Genomic DNA, 17,511 nt, shown 5'->3' with positions numbered 1-17,511 from the left:
CACAGTGACGCCCATCGGACCCGAGACCGGCGATCCGCTGCGCGCGGACACCAGGACCGTGACCCAGCGCCGGCGCCTCGCGCTCAGCGGGACCCGCGGCCAGGTCGCCAAGGGACGAGATTTCACCCGGGAAGCCCTGCGTGACTGGGGATGGGACGGTCACGAGACCGCCGAGGACGTCCTGCTCATCGTGTCCGAGCTGCTGACCAACGCCGTCATGCACGCCGGCGGTTGTCAGGAGTTCGTGATCGCGGCCGCGGGCGACGTCCTGCGGATCGAGGTCTTCGACGGGGAGACCGAACTGCCGCGCCCCCGTCCCAGGCAGCAGGGAGCGACGCCCGGAGGCCACGGCCTGTACATAGTGCGGCGCCTCTCGGACCGTTGGGACGCCCAGGCCCACGCCCACGGCAAGGTGGTCTGGGCGGAGATCGACGTCGTGCGCCTGACGACCGGCCTGCCCGCCCCGGCCCCGGCGCCGAGCACGCTGCCGACCACGTCGGCCCCCGCCGGTGCCCTTCTCGACGGCGTCCCCCTCCAGGCGGACACGCACGGCTGAACCCCGATCGCGCACCGGACACGGCGGTCCCGACGGGTCACGTGTCCCGGTCGCGCGGTGCGTGGTGGCGGGCCCAGGGATGGCGCAACCGGATCCAGATGTCCCGGGCCTGCCGGCCGGCCGCCGTGCGGCTGTGGGCCACCAGGGCGTCCGCCTCGTCGGCCGTGTCGACCATGGGGCCGGACCCGCGCAGCGGCTTTCCGGCGGTCTCGTGCAGGAACAGCGTCGACACGAAACCGATGACGCCGGCCACCATCAGGTAGTACGCCGGGACCATGTCGTTGCCGGTGGCCTCCACGAGCGCCGAGGTGAACAGCGGCGTCGTGCCGCCGAACAGCGACACGGAGATGTTGAAGGCGATGGACAGCGCCGCGTAGCGCAGGCGGGTGGGGAACAGCGCCGGCAGCGTGGAGGCGGCCGTCCCCGCGAAACAGACGAGCAGCAGCCCGAGGATCGCGCAGCCCGCGGCCGGCAGCAGGATCCCGCCCTCCCGGATCAGCAGGAACGCCGGAACGGCCAGGACCACGAGGGCGAGACTGCCCGCGAGGAAGACCGGTCTGCGGCCCCAACGGTCCGAGGTGTGTCCCACGGTCGTGATCGTCAACACCACGAGCAGCATCGTCCCGAGGACCAGGAGCTGGGCCGTGGTGTCGTTCTCGCCCAGGGTGACGGTCATGTAGGTGGGCAGATAGGACGTCACCATGTAGTTCGTGACGTTGTAGAGCAGGACGAGTCCCATGCAGATGAGCACCGCGTGCCAGTGGCGCGTGAAGATCTCCTTGAGGTGTCCCCTGCCCGCCGCCGGGACCTCCGCGTCCGCGTCCCCTTCCGCTTCCACGGCCGCGTAGGCGGCCTCCTTCTTGAAGGCCGGGGTCTCCTCCAGCTTCAGCCGCATGTACAGGCCGATCAGACCCAGCGGGCCCGCGATGAAGAAGGGGATGCGCCAGCCCCAGTCCTCCAGCCCCTGCGAGCCCAGGACGAGGGTGAGGACGGTGACCAGGCCGGAACCCATGGCGTAGCCGACGAAGGTGCCGAAATCGAGCCAGCTGCCCAGGAAGCCCCGCCGCTTGTCCGGCGCGTACTCGGCGATGTACGTGGTCGCGCCCGCGTACTCGCCGCCCGTGGAGAAGCCCTGGACCAGCCGGCAGACCAGGAGCAACAGGGGAGCGACGAAGCCGACGGACGCGTACGTGGGAAGGAACCCGACGGCGAACGTACTGGCCGCCATCATGATCATCGTCGCGGCGAGCACCTTCTGCCGGCCGATCCGGTCGCCGAGCGGGCCGAACACCAGGCCGCCGAGCGGGCGGACCAGGAAGGCGGCGGCGAAGGTCGCGAACGTCGAGACGACCTGGGCGCCCGGGGAACTCGACGGGAAGAAGACCTTGCCCATCGTGCCGGCCAGGTAGGCGTACACGCCGAAGTCGAACCACTCCATGGTGTTGCCCAGAGCGGCCGCCGTCACGGCGCGACGCACCTGCGGCTGATCGGCGACGGACACGTCCTCGCTGGTCAAAGACTTCTTGCGGCGCCGGAGCAGGGTACGGAGCATCCGATCGGTCGACGCGTGACCGCTGCGCGAGGGCTGCGGGCGGCGAGACGGTCCAGCCATCGTGTAGACCTCTCTGCCCGAATGTGCCCTGGCGTGGGCCGGCGCCCTCTGATTCTTCGGGCAGGCGCGCGACTCGGCATGTCGGCGGGTCCGACCGTGTGACGGGGGCGACCGCGGGACGGGACGGCCCCGCCGGCGGGCCGGCGCCACGACGACGGGGCGGGGGGGGGGGGGGCCCCCGGGGGGGGGGGGGCGCGCCGCCCCCCCCCGGGGGGGGGGGGGGGGGGGGGGCGGGGGGGGGGGGGGTGGGGGGGGGGGGGGCGGGGGGGGGGGGGGGGGCGGGGCGGGGGCGCGGGGGGGGGCGCCGGCGCGGGGCGGGGGGGGGGGGGGGGGGGCCCGGGCCCGCCCCCCCCCCCCCCCCCCCCCCCCCCCCGCGGGGTCGGACGGTTCAGGTTCCGGGAGGGGGAGTGGTTCCGGCGTCCTGGAACCGGTCCTCGTCGCGCAACACCGGGGTGATCTTCGCGGCGTGCAGCGTGAGGCGCTGGATGCGCGTCTCGTGGTTCGACGCCGTGCCACTGGAATCGTCGGTCCGGGTCGGTGCCGCGTCCGTCAGGTCCCAGGCGGTGACCACCTCCCGGCCGTCCGCGGTCGTGGCGTCGATCCGGACGGAGCGCGGCCCCGTCGCGTCCCGGCCGAGCGCCCAGGCGAGGGCCTTCGGGGTGTCGGTCAGGACGCAGCCGGTGAGCGTCACGGTCAGCTCCTGCCCGGGCAGGCCGCCGTCGCCCTGGGGGCCCAGTCCCTGGGCGTCCTCGCAGGTGAAGCGCTCACCGTCGACGGTGACGCGGAACTCGGTGGTGTGCTGTGTGGAGTCGTCCATGCTGTCGCGCCTGCCCGACGGGCCGCCGGGTATGCGGGCGCCGGTCATCGGGCACCGGCGCGCACGACGGCCCGGACGTTCTCGATGGAGCCGCAGTCCGCCGCCAGATGCTTCTCCCGCTCACGCAGGAACGCGACGCCCAGCTCGGCCCGGCGTTCGTCCGGGACGTTCTCCCGGGCGCCGTTGAGGATCGTCCGTTCCTCCTCGTCGATGTGGTGCGACACCGCCTTCGACAGGTCCTCGAGTCGCTCGTCCCACTCCTCGGATCCGACCTCGGCGACCTCCAGGAGGGCCAGCAACGCCTCGTTGCCCTCGGTGTGCTCCTCGGCCCCGTGCTCGACTTCCTCGTCGTCCACGTTCTTGAACCGCTTCAGCGCGCCGTACACCTCGGCTTCCTCGGCCTCGGCGTGCGCGATGAGCAGCGCGGAGAACTTCTGCAACGCCTGCGCGCGGTCGGCCTCCACGCTCCGCATGCGACGAAACAAGTCTTCCATGGTGCGGTGGTCCTTCAGAATCACCGCGACAACATCGTGATCCGCCGTCATGGCGTGCTCCTGCCTGTTCTGTGTCGTGCCCGGTGTGGTTCTCGCGGCCCTGGGCCGCGCTTCAGCGTCGTCGGCTGCCGCCCGTGACGAGTCGGTAGACGAGCAGCAGGATCATCGAGCCGACGACGGCCGCGATCCAGGTCGAGAGGTCGAAGAATCCGTCGATCGAGTCGACGCCGAACAGCACCTTCCCCAGCCAGCCACCGAGAAGACCACCGGCGATGCCGATCAGGATGGTGACGAGGAAACCGCCGGGATCCCGCCCGGGCATGAGCGCCTTCGCGATCATTCCCGCGAGCAGTCCGATGATGATCCAGGCGATGATTCCCATGGTGTTGCCTCTCCGGGCTCCGATGAAATTCCTACGTTCGCCGAATGCTCACCGCGCGGGAATTCAAACCCGGGCGAAATCCGTCGCGAAAGGCCCGGGCCCGGGGCCCGTCCGGGGCGGGTGGCTTCCCGGGCGCGTGGCTTCCCTGGAACTGGGCAGATGCCGGACGAGCACCAGGAACCAACGAGAGGGCCCCCATGCGCAGTGTCGGCGTCGAGGAAGAACTGCTGCTCGTCGATCCGCGGACCGGTGAGCCGGCGGCGTCCGCCGGCGCGGTGCTGGCCTCCGCGATCCGGACCGGGGGCCGCGCGGCGGGAGCCGGCGGCGAGATCCCGTTGGAGAAGGAACTCCACAAGCAACAGGTCGAGTTCGCGACCAAACCGGTGACGCGGATGGGCGAACTCGCGGAGGAGATCCTCCGGTGGCGCGCCGAAGCCGCCCGGCACGCCGAGGCCGCGGGCGTCGTCGTCGCCGCGCTCGCCACGTGTCCGACACGGGTGGAGCCCTCGCTGAGCGTGGGGGAGCGGTACCAGTGGATCGCCCGGCAGTTCGGTCTGACGGCGCAGGAGCAGCTGACCTGCGGCTGTCACGTGCACGTCTCGGTGGATTCCGACGAAGAGGGCGTGGCGGTCCTCGACCGGATCCGCCCCTGGCTGTCCGTCCTGACGGCCCTGAGCGCGAACTCGCCCTTCTGGCAGGGGAGCGACACCGACTACGGGAGCTACCGCAGCAGGGTCTGGAACCGGTGGCCCTCGGCGGGCCCCGTGAGCGTCTTCGGCTCGGCCGACCGCTACCACGAGCGGGTCCGGGCCATGGTCGCGACCGGAGCCCTGCGTGACGAGGGCATGATCTACTTCGACGCGCGGCTGGCCGCGTCCTACCCCACCGTGGAGATCCGGGTGGCGGACGTCTGCCTGGACGCGAGCACTCCCGTACTGCTGGCCGCGCTGACCCGCGGCCTCGTGGACACGGCCGCCCGGGCCTGGCAGGCCGGAGAGCCCCCGTCCCTGGTCGACACCGCCCTGCTCCGACTGGCCGCGTGGCGCGCCGCCAGGTCCGGGCTCGACGGACCCCTGATCCACCCGGTCACGCTGTCGCAGACCCCGCCCGAGGACGTCGTGTGGGCGCTGTACGAGCACGTACGGGACGCCCTGGAGGAGAACGGCGACGCCGAACTCGTCAAGGCCGGTCTGGTGGAACTCCTGAGCCGGGGCACCGGGGCCCGGGTGCAGCGCGCCCTGCTGCGCGACGAGGGGAACCTCGCCGCCGTGGTCACCCGGTGCGCCCGCCTCACTCTCGGCGGTTGAGGCGCCGTCGGCCCCGCAGCCGGGGGGCGGCGCGGCGCCGGCGAAGCGCCGCGTCGAGGGAGAAGGTCGGTGCGCCCGCGAGGACCAGCGGGGTCCAGGCCATCAGGTAGGCCAGGTCGTTGCCGTAGTAGTACGGGGTGGCCTGCCAACTGACGGTCAGCCACAGGGCGAGCGAGATCAGGGCGCCCCCGAGCGCGGCGATCCGGGTCAGCAGACCGACCAGGGCCCCCAGCCCGACGGCCGCCTCGCCCAGGGCCATCGCCAGGCCGAATCCGCCCGGATCGTTCAGCGCGACCGTCACCAGACCCGGAACCGCGGCCGACCCCTTGACCGCTTCGAGCTGTTGGCCGATCGAACCGTCGCCGGTGGCGGAGAGGAACGCCGGGTCGAGGAGCTTGTCGACGCCGGCGTACACGAAGGTGACGCCGAGGAAGAGGCGCAGGGGCAGGAGCGCGTGCCGTGCGGCCGCGTCGCGCGGCCCGGAGGAAGTCGTGTTCACACGCAGCACACGTCCGGGTCGGGCTCCTGGTTCGGACCGCGCGTCAGTGGGACGTGCTCGCGCCGGTGTGCGTGTCCTCGGCCGGCGGGATGACCAGTCCGATGGACTCGGCCGCCACGGCGACGGCGAAGTCGAAGTAGGCGGACTCGTCCCGGACGCTGTCGTGGGTCCGGCTGAAGACCTGGAAGACCAGGAGCCCGATCAGGCTGCTCCACAACACGATGCCGCGCTCGACGAGGTCCGAGAACGGAGCCTCGGGCGCGCCCCCGAAGAGCGCCACGGCCTCCGGTCGGAGCAGCGGCGGCCCGGGCACCACCCGCCGCGGCGGGGTGAGTTCGCCGCCCTCCAGCGCGGAACGCACGATGCCCGCCAGTACCGCGGGGGTCCGGGAGGCGGCCGGGACGGTCTCCTGCGGCGCGTGGTAGCCCGGGACGGGCGATCCGTAGATCAGCGTGAACTCGGCGGAGTTGGCGAAGGACCAGGTACGCAGCGCCCGGGTCACCGCGAGGAGCCGCGCTCCCGCCGACGCCCCGATCGACCGGGCGACCCGGTCGGCCTCCTCCATCGCCGCGGCGGACCCGTCGTAGGCGTCGACGATCAGCGCGGTCAACAGCGCGTCCCGGTGCGGGAAGACGGCCTCCACGTCGGCGAGGGCCAGGCCGCCGGCCCGGGCGACGGCCGCCGCGGACAGCCCTGCGGCCCCCAGTTCCCCCAGGAGTTGGCGCGCGGCGGCCTTGACGGCCGTCCGCCGGTCGGTGTCGTCGTCGCCACGATGGGCTGCCCAAGTATCCATGGCCAAACCGTACCTTTCGGTGACCGCCGGCCGGGGGCGATTGGTGCGTCGGGCCCGCCTGCCGGACGTCGGGGTGGCCGGGCAGCACCGAGTCCCGGGGCCTGGGCCCCGGGACTCGGTGTGGTCCACTTCGCTGACCGTTCTTCTCAACGACCGTCCGGCCGCGGGGACACCGTCCGTTGGGACCGCGTTCACGGACGCCGGTCGACCGCCGACCACCCGTCCCCTCCACAAAGCGCCCGTGACGGGAGGAACCACCGCTTCCATCGCACTACGCAGCGTGTTCACCGTGACGCGGGGTGGTCGGGGCGGGCGGGTCCGCCCCGGCCGACGCCTCACGCGGCCGGGGCGGTGACAGCGAGTTCGTTGTCCTCCGGGGGCGGCACGGGTCAGAAACCACCTCCGACCGCGTGCGCCGTGCCCCCGGCCGTGGTGCCTGTCGCCGCGTAGGTGTCCTTCGCGGCGTCCCGGCCTCCCTGGGCGTGGTCGTACTGGGTGGCGAAGACATGACGGCCCGCCGGCACCGTTCTGCCGGCCTTCAGGCTCCACCGGTAGATCAGGGCGCCTTCGGACCGCCGGGCCGCGACGTCGAAGTCGGCACCCGGCAGGGTCTGCCAGGTGCCGGTGGAGGCCACCCCTCCGCTCTGCGCGATCCGGACCTCCAGACTGAACGCGGTGAGCGGCTCGCGCGTCTGGAGGGTGATGTTGCTCTGGGCCCAGTAGGCGTTGCCGTGCGGGTCGACGGATCCGTCGGACCACAGGGGCCCGCTCTCGGTGCCCGCGGCGCTCGGCGTGCTCGGCGGGCCGGTGACGTCGGGGGCCGTCACCACCTGCCGGGCGCCACGCTCCGCTTCGCCCACGACGGACACCGCGGTGTGGACGCCGACCACGAGGGCCGCGCCGGCGGCGAGGGCGGCGAGGGTGACGCGGGGCCAGGAGAGGGCCTGCCGTCGGGCGGCGGTGCGGGGCGCGCCGGCCATGCCCCGCTCCACGCGCGCGAGCATTCGCTCCCGGTCGGGTTCGTGGGCCCGTGCGGCCTCCCGCAGACTTTCGTGCAGGTCGGTCATCGGGTCCTCCCTCCCGCGAGTTCGCCGGCGGCCCGCGCGCCGAGCAGCTTCTGCAGTTCCGCCATCCCCTTGGAGGTCTGGCTCTTCACCGTGCCGATCGAGATCCCGAGGGCGAGCGCGGTGTCCTTCTCGGACAGGTCGAGCGCGTGGCGCAGGACCACACAGGCCCGTTTGCGAAACGGCAGCCGGGACAGGGCTCTGCGTACGTCGAGGGCGGAGGCGACGTCCGCGGCCTCGACCACCTCGGAGCGGTTCGACCAGAAGAGGTTGACGCGCCGTCGCTCGCGCACGGCCGCGCGGATCCTGGTACGGGCCATGTTGGCGACCACGCCCCGGGCGTAGGCGAGGGGATGATCGGCGTCGCGCACCCGGTCCCAGCGGTGCCACACCGCGACGAGCGCGTCCGCGGCGAGGTCGGCGGCGGCGTCTGGTTCGCCGATGAGCATCGAGGCCAGCCGGGAGAGTTCGGCGTGGTGTCGTTCGAAGAAGGCGTGGAACTCGGCGGAGGAGTCGTGGTGCGCGTCGCCGTGCACGTCTTGGTGCACGTTTCGATGCGTACCTGGGTGCACGCCTTGGGGTACGAGGAGCACGGCGGAGCCCGCGTGCTCCGGGCTCGTGCCGGGCGGCAGGCCGGTGACGGTGGCAGCCATGGAGGCGGGACCTCCTCTCACGGGGTCCGGACGTCGGGGCGGGGAAGGGCGCCGGAGGCGGTCAGCACGTCGGCGCCCGCCGTCCGGCCGAGCGAGGCGGGAAGACCGGCCGCGGACGTCTCCAGGCCGGCGGAGAGGGTGGGCCGCCAGTTCACCGTCGGCCGGATCCTCTTCTTCGGGTTCGCGGCGTTGTGGGCGGCCACCAGGTCGGTCACCCGCCCGTTCACGAGATTGCCGGAGCCGGCCAACGCGCCGGTACCATCCCCGGTCAGCAGCCGGGAGGCCCCTCCGGCGCCGGGGACCGTCCAGTTGTTGTGCTCGGCCACCACCTGGGCCCGCGCCCGGGAGCTGACGGAGTAGGCGAAGCCGTAGCCGTTGCGCTCGGTCGTGTCGAAGAGGTTGTTGTACAGGTGCACTTGTCCGACACGGGCCAGCGGGGCCCGCTGCACGATCCCGCGGAAGACGTTGTGGTGCAGGGTGACGCGCAACCGGGTGTCGTTGTCACTGCTGCCGATGAGCATCGTCTTGTCGTGGTCGTGGAAGCGGTTGTACGAGACCGTGACCAGGTCTGAGCCGTTGGTGATGTCCAAGGCTCCGTCGTGGGCCTGGTATTCGCGCCCGAACCGGCGGGGCCGGGCTGCGTCGAAGCCGGGGCTGTCGGTGAATGTGTTGTGATCGGCCCACACGTGGGTGGAACCGCGCAGGGAGAGCGAGTCGTAGGCCGAGTTCCAGTTTCCGGTCGAACCGTCCGTGGGGTCCCACTGGGGGAAGCAGTCGCGGGTGTCGGTGAAGGTGAGGTTGCGGATGATGACGTTGTCCGCCTTCTTGACCTGGAGGCTGCCGCCCTTCAGGCCCGCGCCGGTACCGGGTACTCCGACGATCGTGGTGTTCGACGGGACGTCGAGCACCATCCGTGCCGCCTGGCGTTTCCGCGCGGCGGCGCGGGCCGACTCCTGGACGCCGGAGGGCACCTTCGAGCGTCCCCAGGTCGCCGGGTCGTAGGCCTTCAGGTAGGAGGCGAGCGAGTATCCCGTGCCCTTGGCGTAGTCGTCGCAGCCGAGGGGGCGGCCGGAGTCGTCGACGTTCGTGGCGATGGCCCCCTTCACGCGGACGACGCGCGGCGCCGTCGCGGAACCGGCGCTCAGCGCCTGGGCCAGTTCGGCCCGGGTGGAGACGGTGAACACGCGGCCGGCGGAGGCGGCGGATCCGCCGGTGGTGCCCTTCCCGTCGGACGCCCACCCGTCGCGGGCGGGAAGCGGGGCACGCGCGAGATCGGGGGCGGCCTGGGCGCTCATCGCGAACGGTACGGCGCCGAGCACGCACGCCGCGGCGACGGAGGCGCCCGCGAGGACGGCGATGCGGCGGGTACGGGTACGGCGGTGGGAGGGAGTGGACACGTGAGTTTCGTTCCTTGCCTCGGGCGGTGACCTTGCACCCCCAAGTCGCCGCCCACGCGCGATACGTTGCCGTGATCCACACCACTCGGCGGCCGGGTTCCTCGTGGGCGGTGGGCGGGTGCGCCCGGCCCGCGCGCGGGTGGCCGTGCGGGCCGCGGGCGGTGGCCGTGCGTCGCACGACGGCCTGCCGGCCGCGGCCCCGCCGGTGTCAGGACAGCTTGCCGCCGTAGTCGGGCAGCTTGACGGTGCGTTCGGCGTGACCGCCGACGAGGTCGCTGTTGTTGTTCCCGATGTTGGCGATGATCGTGTAGCCCCGTGCCTCGATCTCGGCGCGCTTGCCCGTCTTGTACGCGCTGACCTCCTCGAACAGGTCGGGCAGGTCCCGTACGTACAGGCCCGAGACCGGGTAGCCGACGGCCTTCAGGTTGCGTTCGGTGAGGGAGTACACGATCCCCGGGCGCGCGGTCACGAAGAAGACGGCGACGCCGCGCTCGTTCGCGTACCGGGTGAGCTCACGGACCTTGCCGATCGCGGGGGTGGGGAAGGTCCAGAACCAGTGGAAGTCGGTCTCCAGCGAGCTGTTGTCGATGTCGAGGACGAGCGCGGGCTTCTCACCGGCGGGCGAGGCGGTGATGCGCTGCTCGATGGCGGGACGGGCCGCGTCGATGACGGCGGCGACGTCCCGCTGCCAGGTGGCGTAGTCGATGCCGAGGATCGCGGCGTTGCCGCCGGGCGCGGACGCGGCGGGGGCCGAGGCCGCCATGGCGAGCGCGGTGGTGGGCGCGGACCGATCTGCCGCATCGGCGGCGGTGGCCGGAAGCAGGGCCAAGGCGGTGGCCGCGGCTGCCACCGCGGCGGCGGTGGCGGTGCGGGTCGTGCGGGGGCGGGTGCTGCGCATGGGGGACGCTCCTCGTCACATTGGCATGTACGCGCCCATGCTTGGGGAGCGTCGTCGGGATGTCTACTGGCCGGTAAGAAACATTTCGTGGCCGACGGATGAACGCCTGGTCGCGAGGTCCGGTCCGGGCGACGCGTGCGCGCGGGGGCAGCCGAGGCGCCCGGACACGCGGCGCGGTGGCACGGACCGGACCTCGCGACCAGACGGCGCGGGTGCGCGGGCGACGGGCGCCCGACCGAAAACCTTCGCCCGCCACCGGCCCATCCCCGGGCGGCGCGGCTCCGAATGATCGACGAGGCCGGGCCGGCTTCCCGTCCGCGAGTGAGGGACCGAGAGCGCGGACGCGGCAGCGGCCCGGTCGCGGACCTCCGGGCACGGTGGCGCAGACCACGGCGGCGGCTGCCGGCGGCCTCGGTGGGTACCGTCGAGGCGGCGCGGATGCCGGGCACGCGTACCGGACTTCGCGCGCGAACGCTCGACCTCGCGGGCCGCCAGGGGGCAGACTCGGGGCAGCAGTCGATCGAGGGAGCGTCCCATGAGCGCGCAGCCGGTTCACCCGCACGGCCCACGCCGGATCCCGCGGAACGCCGAGGGCATCGCGGCGGCGCTGTCGGGGGAGCGGCGCCGGGAGTTCCACGCCGAACTCCTGGTCGCCGCGCCCGACGAGGCGAAGGGCGTGCTGCTGCGCTGGTGGGGCCGGGCGACGCTCGCCGCCGACGACGACCGGGGCCCCAGGGTCGCGGTGGCGCTGGCCGGGCAGATGCCGACGGTCTCGGTCGGGGAGATGCTGGAGCGTCGGCGGGCGGCGGGCCTTCCCGTGTGACCGGTGACCTGGTGACCCGGTGACCCGGTGACCCCGTGACCCGGTGACCCGGCGATCGGTGGCCCGCAGCCCGCAGCCCGCAGCCCGCAGCCCGCAGCCCGCAGCCCGCAGCCCGCAGCCCGCAGCCCGCAGCCCGCAGCCCGCAGCCCGCAGCCCGCAGCCGGCGGCGCCGCTGTCGGCGCCGCGCCATAGGGTGCCGGTGCCCGTCGGTCGACGTCCTCGCTCCGGAGAACCAGTGCCCTCCTTCGCCCGCCTCCTGACCACCATCGCCCCTGTGTTGCCTCCCGCCGGGGCCGACGCCCCCCACGTGGAGTCCTGGTCCCCGTCGAGGCGGCTGCTGGTCCAGCGCGGCGACGCCGAGCTGGTCGTTCAGGAACTGGCGGGCCCGGTCGGGGGCCGCCCGCCCGCGCCGCCCGTCCGCATCCCGGCCCCCTGGCCCCGCCGGTTCGGGCGGTGCGCGGTGGCGCCGTCGGGGGACGTGGCCGTCTTCTCGGGGGTGCACGCCCTGACGGCCGTGGACCGGACGGGAGCGGTGCGCTGGGAGGTTCGGCACCGCTGCTGGGCGGGGTGCGCGTCCCACGACACCTTCGAGGAGTACGCACACGATCGCGGGCACCGGTACGCGAGCGGCGGTTCGGCCGTCTTCTCCGCGGACGGAGCCCTCGTGTGGGCCCACGTACGGGGGCCGTTGGAGCGGGACGACCACGAGCGGGACGGCCACGGGCGGGCCGCGGGGGCGGAGGAATGGCTGGTCGTCGACGCCGCGGACGGGAGGATCCTCGCCCGCGCCGCCACGGGCTCGGCGGCGGCCGGCTCCGTCCACGTCCCGCACGTCGATCCGGGGCAGATGGGCCTGTCGATCGGCGAGGGGCAGGACGGCGCCCCCCTGCGGTGGGGGCGTTGGGACGGCGAGAGGCTGTCCGTCGACTCGTTCGCGGGCGAGGCCCTCGTGCTGTCCGCGGTGAGTCCGGGCGGCGCGCGCCTGCTGACGGTCACGCACGGCCAGGAGGCACTCGTCGCCCACCGGCTCGTGGACGGCTCCGCGGATCCCGAACCGGAGGCCGAACTGCGTGCCGAAGAGGTGATTCCTCGGCATCCGGAAGCGGACCCGGACGCCCCCGACGTCGAGGCCTTCTGGGACTACGAGGCCGCCTTCCTCGACGAACACACCGTCATCGCCGGCACGGTCGAGAGCGACGAGGAGTCCGGCGCGGGCCGGTACTGGATCGTGGACCTGGCCCGCAGGGGAACGGCGGAGCCCCTCGTCCATCCGTACCCCGTCACGGGAACCGCGCGCGCCCTCGGCGACGGCACCTGGTACACGGTCTCTCCCACGGACCACGGCGTGCGGATCTGGGGCCTTCGCTGACCTCGGGCGGGCGGCGGCGCCCGGCGTCCACGGGCGGCCCGAGACGCCACGAGGTCCCGGATGCGGGGGCTCCGGGACCTCGTGGCGTTCATTTCGCCGAGCGTCGGGTTCAACGACGGATCGGCGAAGTGGTCACCGGGTCGACGCGCGGCGTCCGGCCGCCGGGCCGGTCAAGGCGCCCCGGCCTCACCGGCGGGCCCCGTCCGGGCGGCGAGGCCCGAGGCCTCGTCTACGGGTCCGGCGTCGGCCTGCCGGGGGAGCCACCGGGTGCTCCAGTCGTCCTCGCCCACCAGGTCGGCGGGGGACGACACCAGCGCTGCCTCGACGCGGCCCCAGGTGCCGTCACCGACCCAGATCCGGTACCGCTCGGCCATGCTGTGCCAGGGGCCGTACCGGGCGGGTAGATCCCGCCAGGCGGCGCCCGTCGAAAGTTTCCACACGATGGCCTCGACGGCCGTGCGCTCCACACGGGCCGCGGGCCTGCCGAGCCGCGTCTCGATCGCGGTCCAGGCCTCGTCACTCAACTGAAATCGGCGCTCCACGGGAGCATCAACGACCGGCCGCACCTCACCGGCACGCCCCGAGAGCCACCGGTTCCCGCGCGCCGCCTTTCCGGAGGGTTTCGGGGCAATGAACGTTGCCCGGTATGAAGAACGGATAAGCGGGCAGGAGCGTGATTGAAGCCTGCCCCGTGCGCCCCTCCGGCGCACGAATTCGCCGGGAGGGCGCCATGCTGATCATCCTCGGGCTGGTCGTTCTGATCGCCGCGGTCGTCGTCGCAGTCGCCGGTGTCCTCGGCAACGCCGGGGCCGGCCACGGGATCGGGCAGGGATTCGACGTCTTCGGCTACCACGTCACCGGTTCGACCGGCACGCTGTTCCTGTACGGCATCGTGCTCGGCGCCATCGTGCTGTTCGGTCTCCTCCTGTTGCTGGCGGGTGCCCGCCGTGCCTTCAGGCAGGGCCGGGCCGCGCGTGCCGAACTCGACGAGTCGCGTCGACAGGAGGCCGCCGCCCGAGCGGAACGCGATCAACTGATCAGCGCCCGCGAGGCCGCTGCCGCGGATGCCGGGGCCGCTCCGGCCCGGCATCCCGCGAACGGGGTCGCGCCCACACCGGTCACGACCGGCGAAGGCCCGACCCAGGCCCCCAACACCCCCACCCCGTCCACCGACGAGTCCCGTCCCGCGGGAGGAGTCCCTCGAAGGCGGCACCTGTTCGGACACTGAACCGTCCGCCACCCCGGAGCCGTGCGGCAACCGGGTCCGAAGAGAAGCGAATCATCACGCGAAGATCGGAGGGCACCGTGATCATCCTCGGAGTAATCCTGCTCATCGTCGCGATCGTGGCCCACATCAGCATCCTGTACACCATCGGGATCATCCTCATTGTCGTGGGCCTGATCCTGTGGATCCTGGGTGCCATGGGGCACGCGCTGGGCGGACGGAAGCATTACTACTAGGCGGCGCCGGTAGGCGGTGTCCTTCACCGCCGTCCCGCACCGGCCCGGTACGCGGCAACCCCACGCACCGGGCCGGTGGTTCGTTCCACCGCACGGGTGGGGGCGGGCACCGAAACGCGGTGTCCGCCCCCACTCTTGCCCCCACGGTGACCACGCCCGCGCGCACGGGATCCGGTGGGTGTGAGACCTGTTCGCCCGGGCATGCGTTCGATGATTTCGGGAGGGCTCCCTCCCCACCGCGCGTCACGCGGACCCATGCCGCGCGGCCGGAAGGCCGCCAGAAGGGACATCATCATGGCGGACCACGCACAGGCCGCGTCCGACGACGGGGGCAAGACCCCCGCCGCCGACCGGGGGCGATCGCACGACGGCAGAGGCGAGAGCCCCGAGGAACGCGCCGACCGGCAATGGCAGGAACTCGTACAAGAGATACGCGTGGCCCAGACCGGCGTGCAGATCCTCTTCGGCTTCCTGCTGACGGTGGTGTTCACCCCGCTCTTCCACGACCTCCCGTCGACCGACAAGACGATCTACATCATCACCGTCGTCCTGGGCTCGCTCTCAACCGGCGCCCTGATCGCCCCGGTCGCCTTCCACCGGATCGTCTCGGGCCGCCGCATCAAGCCGCAGGCCGTGGCCTGGGCCTCCCGCCTCACCTTCGTGGGACTCGTCCTGCTGCTGGCCACCCTCGTGACCGCCCTGCTGCTCGTCCTGCGGGTCGCCACGCACAACATGCTCGCGCCGTGCATCGTGGGCGGCGTGTTCCTCTGGTTCCTCCTCTGCTGGTTCCTGCTGCCCCTGTGGGCCCGCTTCCGCTACACCGCCGAGGACTGAGGAACCGGCCAGGCATGAGGGGGCTTTCCGAGGGCAGGCGGATGAATCCACCGCCCGCGTTCCGGAGGCCCATGTGAAGACCTGTGTGTCGGACTCGATCTCAATGCGTCTGGAAGAGGAGACGGGACTCCCGCTCGTCGTCCAGGCCCGGATGACCTACGACGGCAGCGACCCGTACGCGGTCAAGGCGCAGTTCGTGTACGGCGAGACCTTCCTGGCCCAGTGGTACCTCGACCGGCAGATGCTGGCCGACGGCCTCCGCCGGCCCGTGGGGGAGGGCGACGTCACCCTGCGACCACAGCGGAACGGCGCGGATCCCGCCGTCCGCTTCGAGCTGCGGGGTGACCCCTCGTCGGGTCAGGGACGAGCGGTGCTGCTCGCGGACGCCGGAGCCGTGTCGCGGTTCCTGGAACAGACCTACGCCGTCGTGGCCGCGGGGGCGGAGAACCAGGACGTGGACGGCTTCCTCGCCGAGGTCTTCAGCGCCGAATGACGACGCCGCCGCGGGACGCCCCAGGGCATGCCCCAGGCGGCGACGGGTACGCGAGCGACGGATACACGAGCCGGTACGGTCCGGAAGCAGGCGGGAGGCGGAGCCAGTGGTGATGAAGGCGGTCGGATGGGCACGCTCGTTCCCCATCGCCGAAGGAGTCCGTGCGGCACGCCGCTGGACGGACGAACACCTCGACACCCTTCCCTGGGCACAGGAAGCACCGGACACCGTGCACTCCGTCCTGCTCACCGTGTCCGAACTGGTCACCAACGCACACCTGCACGCCGACGGTGCCGCGCACCTGGTGCTGACATGGGACGGCAGCTGCCTGCACGTGAGTGTCGCCGACGGCGACCCCCGCCTGCCCCGGCAGCGCGAGGCCGGCGAAGAAGCGACCTCCGGGCGCGGCCTGGGCATCGTGGCGACGCTCGCCGACACCTGGGACGTGCACGCCTGCCACGGCGGCAAGGCGATCACCGCCTGTTTCCACCCCGCCGGCCCGCCCCACCCGCACACGAACTGACGCGCCGCACGACCCGCCGAGGGGTGGAGGCACCACTCCCGCGGGCGGAGCGCGCACCCGTGGCCCCCGCGCCACCCCTCACCGATACTCACTCAACTCGACTCCACCCGGGCGGGTTTGTGCCCGGGGGTTGCGGGCAGCCGCCTGAGCAACCGAAGAGACGAGGCCGCGGCCTGGAGGCCAGCATGTCCACAAGCACGCTCATCGCGATCATCGTTCCCGCCGCGCTGGTGCTCATCGCCCTCGCCGCGGGGCTGTGGTTGTTCACGCGCCGCAGGCACCTCCAGCGGCAGTTCGGCCCCGAGTACGACCGGACGGCCGAGGCCGCCGGCGGCCGGATGGCGGCCGACCGCGAGCTGCGGGCGCGCCAACAGCGCCACGACACGCTCGAAATCAAGGACCTTCCCGCCGAACGCCGGACGGAGTACGCCGAGGAGTGGCGCGGCGTACAGGAAGCCTTCGTGGACCGCCCGGAAGGGTCGGTCGCCCGGGCCGACGAGCTGGTGTCCCGGTTGATGCGGGAGCGCGGCTACCCGGCGGACGGGTTCCACGGACAACTGCGCGACCTCTCCGTCGAACACGGACGCACCCTCGAACACTACCGCGCGGCCCACGAGGTCAACGTGCGCAGCGGCGAGGGCGAGACGACGACCGAGGAACTCCGCGGAGCGATGGTGCACTACCGCGCTCTGTTCGACGACCTGCTGACGAACACGAACCAAGGGAGCCGATGACATGCGGGAGAACGACGACACGGCCGGCCGACCCGTCGAGGGTCGCCTCACCACGGAGAACCTCGCCCACCCGGGCACCGAGCGCGGCTCCGGCGTGTATCCCGGTGGAAGCGACACCACCCCCGGAACCGACGGCGACGTCATACGGGACGACCTGCCGGGCGACCCGCGGGACGCCGTACAGGACGACCCGCGGGACGCCGCCGTACGGGACGACCCGCGCGACGTCCTGGCGGACGACCCGCGCACGCTCGGCCGGGACGGTCTTCGGGACGAGCCGGCGCGTACCGACGCGCACACGGGCGAGGTCGGCGCCGGGGAGTCCGACGAGCCCCTGCTCGGCGGAGCCGACGGCGACGGCCTGCGCAAGCAGTGGAGCGAGATCCAGGGACGCTTCGTGGACGACCCCCAGGAAGCGGTGCGGTCCGCCGACACCCTGGTGGCCGAGGTGATGCAGGAGCTCGCCCGGACGTTCTCCGCGCACAAGCAGGACCTGGAGGGCCAGTGGGACCGCGGCGAACAGGTGGCCACGGAGGACCTGCGCCTCGCACTGCAGCGCTACCGCTCCTTCTTCAACCGCCTCCTCAACACCTGACCCGATGCGCGTCCGCCGGTCGCCGCGACAGAAGCGGATGCCGGGGCGGGCGGGATGAACCACGCTGGACGTGCCGGGGCGAGTCGCCCTCCAACGGACAGCGGAGGCAACCCGTCGTGGACAGCGGAACCGCAGCACCCGGGGCCCGGCGTCGAACATCCGACGCCGGGCCCCGCGCCGTGTGAATCGACTCCCGAACCGACCGGG

General features: G+C 72.9%; 22 protein-coding genes. 11 read left to right on the top strand and 11 right to left on the bottom strand.

What is annotated here, in order from left to right:
* Positions 1-4 precede the first annotated feature (4 nt).
* On the top strand, positions 5-556 hold the full coding sequence (locus tag ACIRO3_RS06085) for an ATP-binding protein (protein ID WP_404133013.1): 552 nt from the start codon (positions 5-7) through the stop codon (positions 554-556).
* Positions 557-593: 37 nt separating this feature from the next.
* On the opposite strand, the gene proP is transcribed toward ACIRO3_RS06085, so the two are convergent.
* From proP to ACIRO3_RS06065, 4 genes are all read right to left on the bottom strand, one after another.
* Complete coding sequence (gene proP / locus ACIRO3_RS06080) at positions 594-2,108, bottom strand: glycine betaine/L-proline transporter ProP (protein WP_404134079.1); 1,515 nt, start codon at positions 2,106-2,108, stop codon at positions 594-596.
* A 448-nt stretch (positions 2,109-2,556) separates the two neighbouring features.
* Complete coding sequence (locus ACIRO3_RS06075; protein WP_365996802.1) at positions 2,557-2,985, bottom strand: hypothetical protein; 429 nt, start codon at positions 2,983-2,985, stop codon at positions 2,557-2,559.
* 44 nt (positions 2,986-3,029) lie between these two features.
* The gene (locus ACIRO3_RS06070) at positions 3,030-3,530 is read right to left on the bottom strand and encodes a hemerythrin domain-containing protein (RefSeq protein WP_404133010.1); all 501 of its coding nucleotides are present in this window, start codon (positions 3,528-3,530) and stop codon (positions 3,030-3,032) included.
* 61 nt (positions 3,531-3,591) lie between these two features.
* A complete protein-coding gene (locus ACIRO3_RS06065; RefSeq protein WP_351750193.1) occupies positions 3,592-3,861 on the bottom strand; it encodes a GlsB/YeaQ/YmgE family stress response membrane protein in 270 nt (89 codons plus the stop codon).
* Positions 3,862-4,058: 197 nt separating this feature from the next.
* On the opposite strand from ACIRO3_RS06065, the gene ACIRO3_RS06060 reads away from it, so the two are divergent.
* Entirely contained in the window at positions 4,059-5,168 is a 1,110-nt protein-coding gene (locus ACIRO3_RS06060) for a glutamate--cysteine ligase (RefSeq protein ID WP_404133007.1), read from the top strand.
* On the opposite strand, the gene ACIRO3_RS06055 is transcribed toward ACIRO3_RS06060, so the two are convergent.
* From ACIRO3_RS06055 to ACIRO3_RS06030, 6 genes are all read right to left on the bottom strand, one after another.
* On the bottom strand, positions 5,152-5,667 hold the full coding sequence (locus ACIRO3_RS06055; protein WP_404133004.1) for a TQO small subunit DoxD: 516 nt from the start codon (positions 5,665-5,667) through the stop codon (positions 5,152-5,154). The two genes, ACIRO3_RS06060 and ACIRO3_RS06055, sit on opposite strands and share 17 nt — an antisense overlap.
* A gap of 43 nt (positions 5,668-5,710) precedes the next feature.
* The gene (locus tag ACIRO3_RS06050; protein ID WP_404133001.1) at positions 5,711-6,460 is read right to left on the bottom strand and encodes a TetR-like C-terminal domain-containing protein; all 750 of its coding nucleotides are present in this window, start codon (positions 6,458-6,460) and stop codon (positions 5,711-5,713) included.
* 389 nt (positions 6,461-6,849) lie between these two features.
* Entirely contained in the window at positions 6,850-7,527 is a 678-nt protein-coding gene (locus tag ACIRO3_RS06045) for a hypothetical protein (protein ID WP_404132998.1), read from the bottom strand.
* Positions 7,524-8,177, bottom strand: coding sequence for a SigE family RNA polymerase sigma factor (locus tag ACIRO3_RS06040; protein WP_404132996.1), 654 nt, complete (start codon positions 8,175-8,177; stop codon positions 7,524-7,526). The genes ACIRO3_RS06045 and ACIRO3_RS06040 overlap by 4 nt, the downstream gene beginning before the upstream one ends.
* 17 nt (positions 8,178-8,194) lie before the next feature.
* On the bottom strand, positions 8,195-9,574 hold the full coding sequence (locus ACIRO3_RS06035) for a polysaccharide lyase family 1 protein (RefSeq protein ID WP_404132993.1): 1,380 nt from the start codon (positions 9,572-9,574) through the stop codon (positions 8,195-8,197).
* 208 nt (positions 9,575-9,782) lie between these two features.
* Positions 9,783-10,472 (bottom strand): HAD family acid phosphatase, encoded by a 690-nt coding sequence (locus ACIRO3_RS06030; protein ID WP_404132991.1) that lies wholly within the window; start codon positions 10,470-10,472, stop codon positions 9,783-9,785.
* Positions 10,473-11,007: 535 nt separating this feature from the next.
* On the opposite strand from ACIRO3_RS06030, the gene ACIRO3_RS06025 reads away from it, so the two are divergent.
* Positions 11,008-11,295, top strand: a complete 288-nt coding sequence (locus ACIRO3_RS06025; protein ID WP_404132987.1) for a hypothetical protein — start codon at positions 11,008-11,010, stop codon at positions 11,293-11,295.
* 235 nt (positions 11,296-11,530) lie between these two features.
* On the top strand, positions 11,531-12,664 hold the full coding sequence (locus ACIRO3_RS06020; protein ID WP_404132985.1) for a hypothetical protein: 1,134 nt from the start codon (positions 11,531-11,533) through the stop codon (positions 12,662-12,664).
* 170 nt (positions 12,665-12,834) lie between these two features.
* Here the strand turns inward: ACIRO3_RS06020 and ACIRO3_RS06015 are convergent, their stop codons facing one another.
* Positions 12,835-13,206 carry a transposase gene (locus ACIRO3_RS06015; RefSeq protein WP_404132984.1) on the bottom strand — a complete coding sequence of 124 codons (372 nt, stop codon included), beginning with the start codon at positions 13,204-13,206 and terminating at the stop codon, positions 12,835-12,837.
* A 188-nt stretch (positions 13,207-13,394) separates the two neighbouring features.
* Between ACIRO3_RS06015 and ACIRO3_RS06010 the strand changes: the two genes are divergently transcribed.
* The 7 genes from ACIRO3_RS06010 (at position 13,395) to ACIRO3_RS05980 (ending at position 17,304) form a co-directional block, all read left to right on the top strand.
* Positions 13,395-13,892, top strand: coding sequence for a hypothetical protein (locus tag ACIRO3_RS06010; protein ID WP_404132981.1), 498 nt, complete (start codon positions 13,395-13,397; stop codon positions 13,890-13,892).
* 77 nt (positions 13,893-13,969) lie between these two features.
* Entirely contained in the window at positions 13,970-14,125 is a 156-nt protein-coding gene (locus ACIRO3_RS06005; RefSeq protein ID WP_199826501.1) for a DUF6131 family protein, read from the top strand.
* Positions 14,126-14,419: 294 nt separating this feature from the next.
* Positions 14,420-14,959 carry a DUF6328 family protein gene (locus ACIRO3_RS06000; RefSeq protein ID WP_404132978.1) on the top strand — a complete coding sequence of 180 codons (540 nt, stop codon included), beginning with the start codon at positions 14,420-14,422 and terminating at the stop codon, positions 14,957-14,959.
* A gap of 103 nt (positions 14,960-15,062) precedes the next feature.
* Positions 15,063-15,452: an SsgA family sporulation/cell division regulator gene (locus tag ACIRO3_RS05995; protein WP_404132975.1), complete on the top strand. Its 390-nt coding sequence runs from the start codon at positions 15,063-15,065 to the stop codon at positions 15,450-15,452.
* A gap of 112 nt (positions 15,453-15,564) precedes the next feature.
* Entirely contained in the window at positions 15,565-15,975 is a 411-nt protein-coding gene (locus ACIRO3_RS05990; protein ID WP_404132971.1) for an ATP-binding protein, read from the top strand.
* A gap of 185 nt (positions 15,976-16,160) precedes the next feature.
* Complete coding sequence (locus ACIRO3_RS05985) at positions 16,161-16,709, top strand: hypothetical protein (protein WP_404132968.1); 549 nt, start codon at positions 16,161-16,163, stop codon at positions 16,707-16,709.
* Position 16,710: 1 nt separating this feature from the next.
* Positions 16,711-17,304: a hypothetical protein gene (locus ACIRO3_RS05980; protein ID WP_404132965.1), complete on the top strand. Its 594-nt coding sequence runs from the start codon at positions 16,711-16,713 to the stop codon at positions 17,302-17,304.
* Positions 17,305-17,511 lie beyond the last annotated feature (207 nt).

Source organism: Streptomyces sp. NPDC102278 (genome assembly GCF_044766345.1).
In the GTDB taxonomy this organism is placed as follows: domain Bacteria; phylum Actinomycetota; class Actinomycetes; order Streptomycetales; family Streptomycetaceae; genus Streptomyces.
The sequence above is the reverse complement of the archived record's forward strand: the minus strand, read 5'-3'. Positions and strand labels throughout refer to the sequence as shown.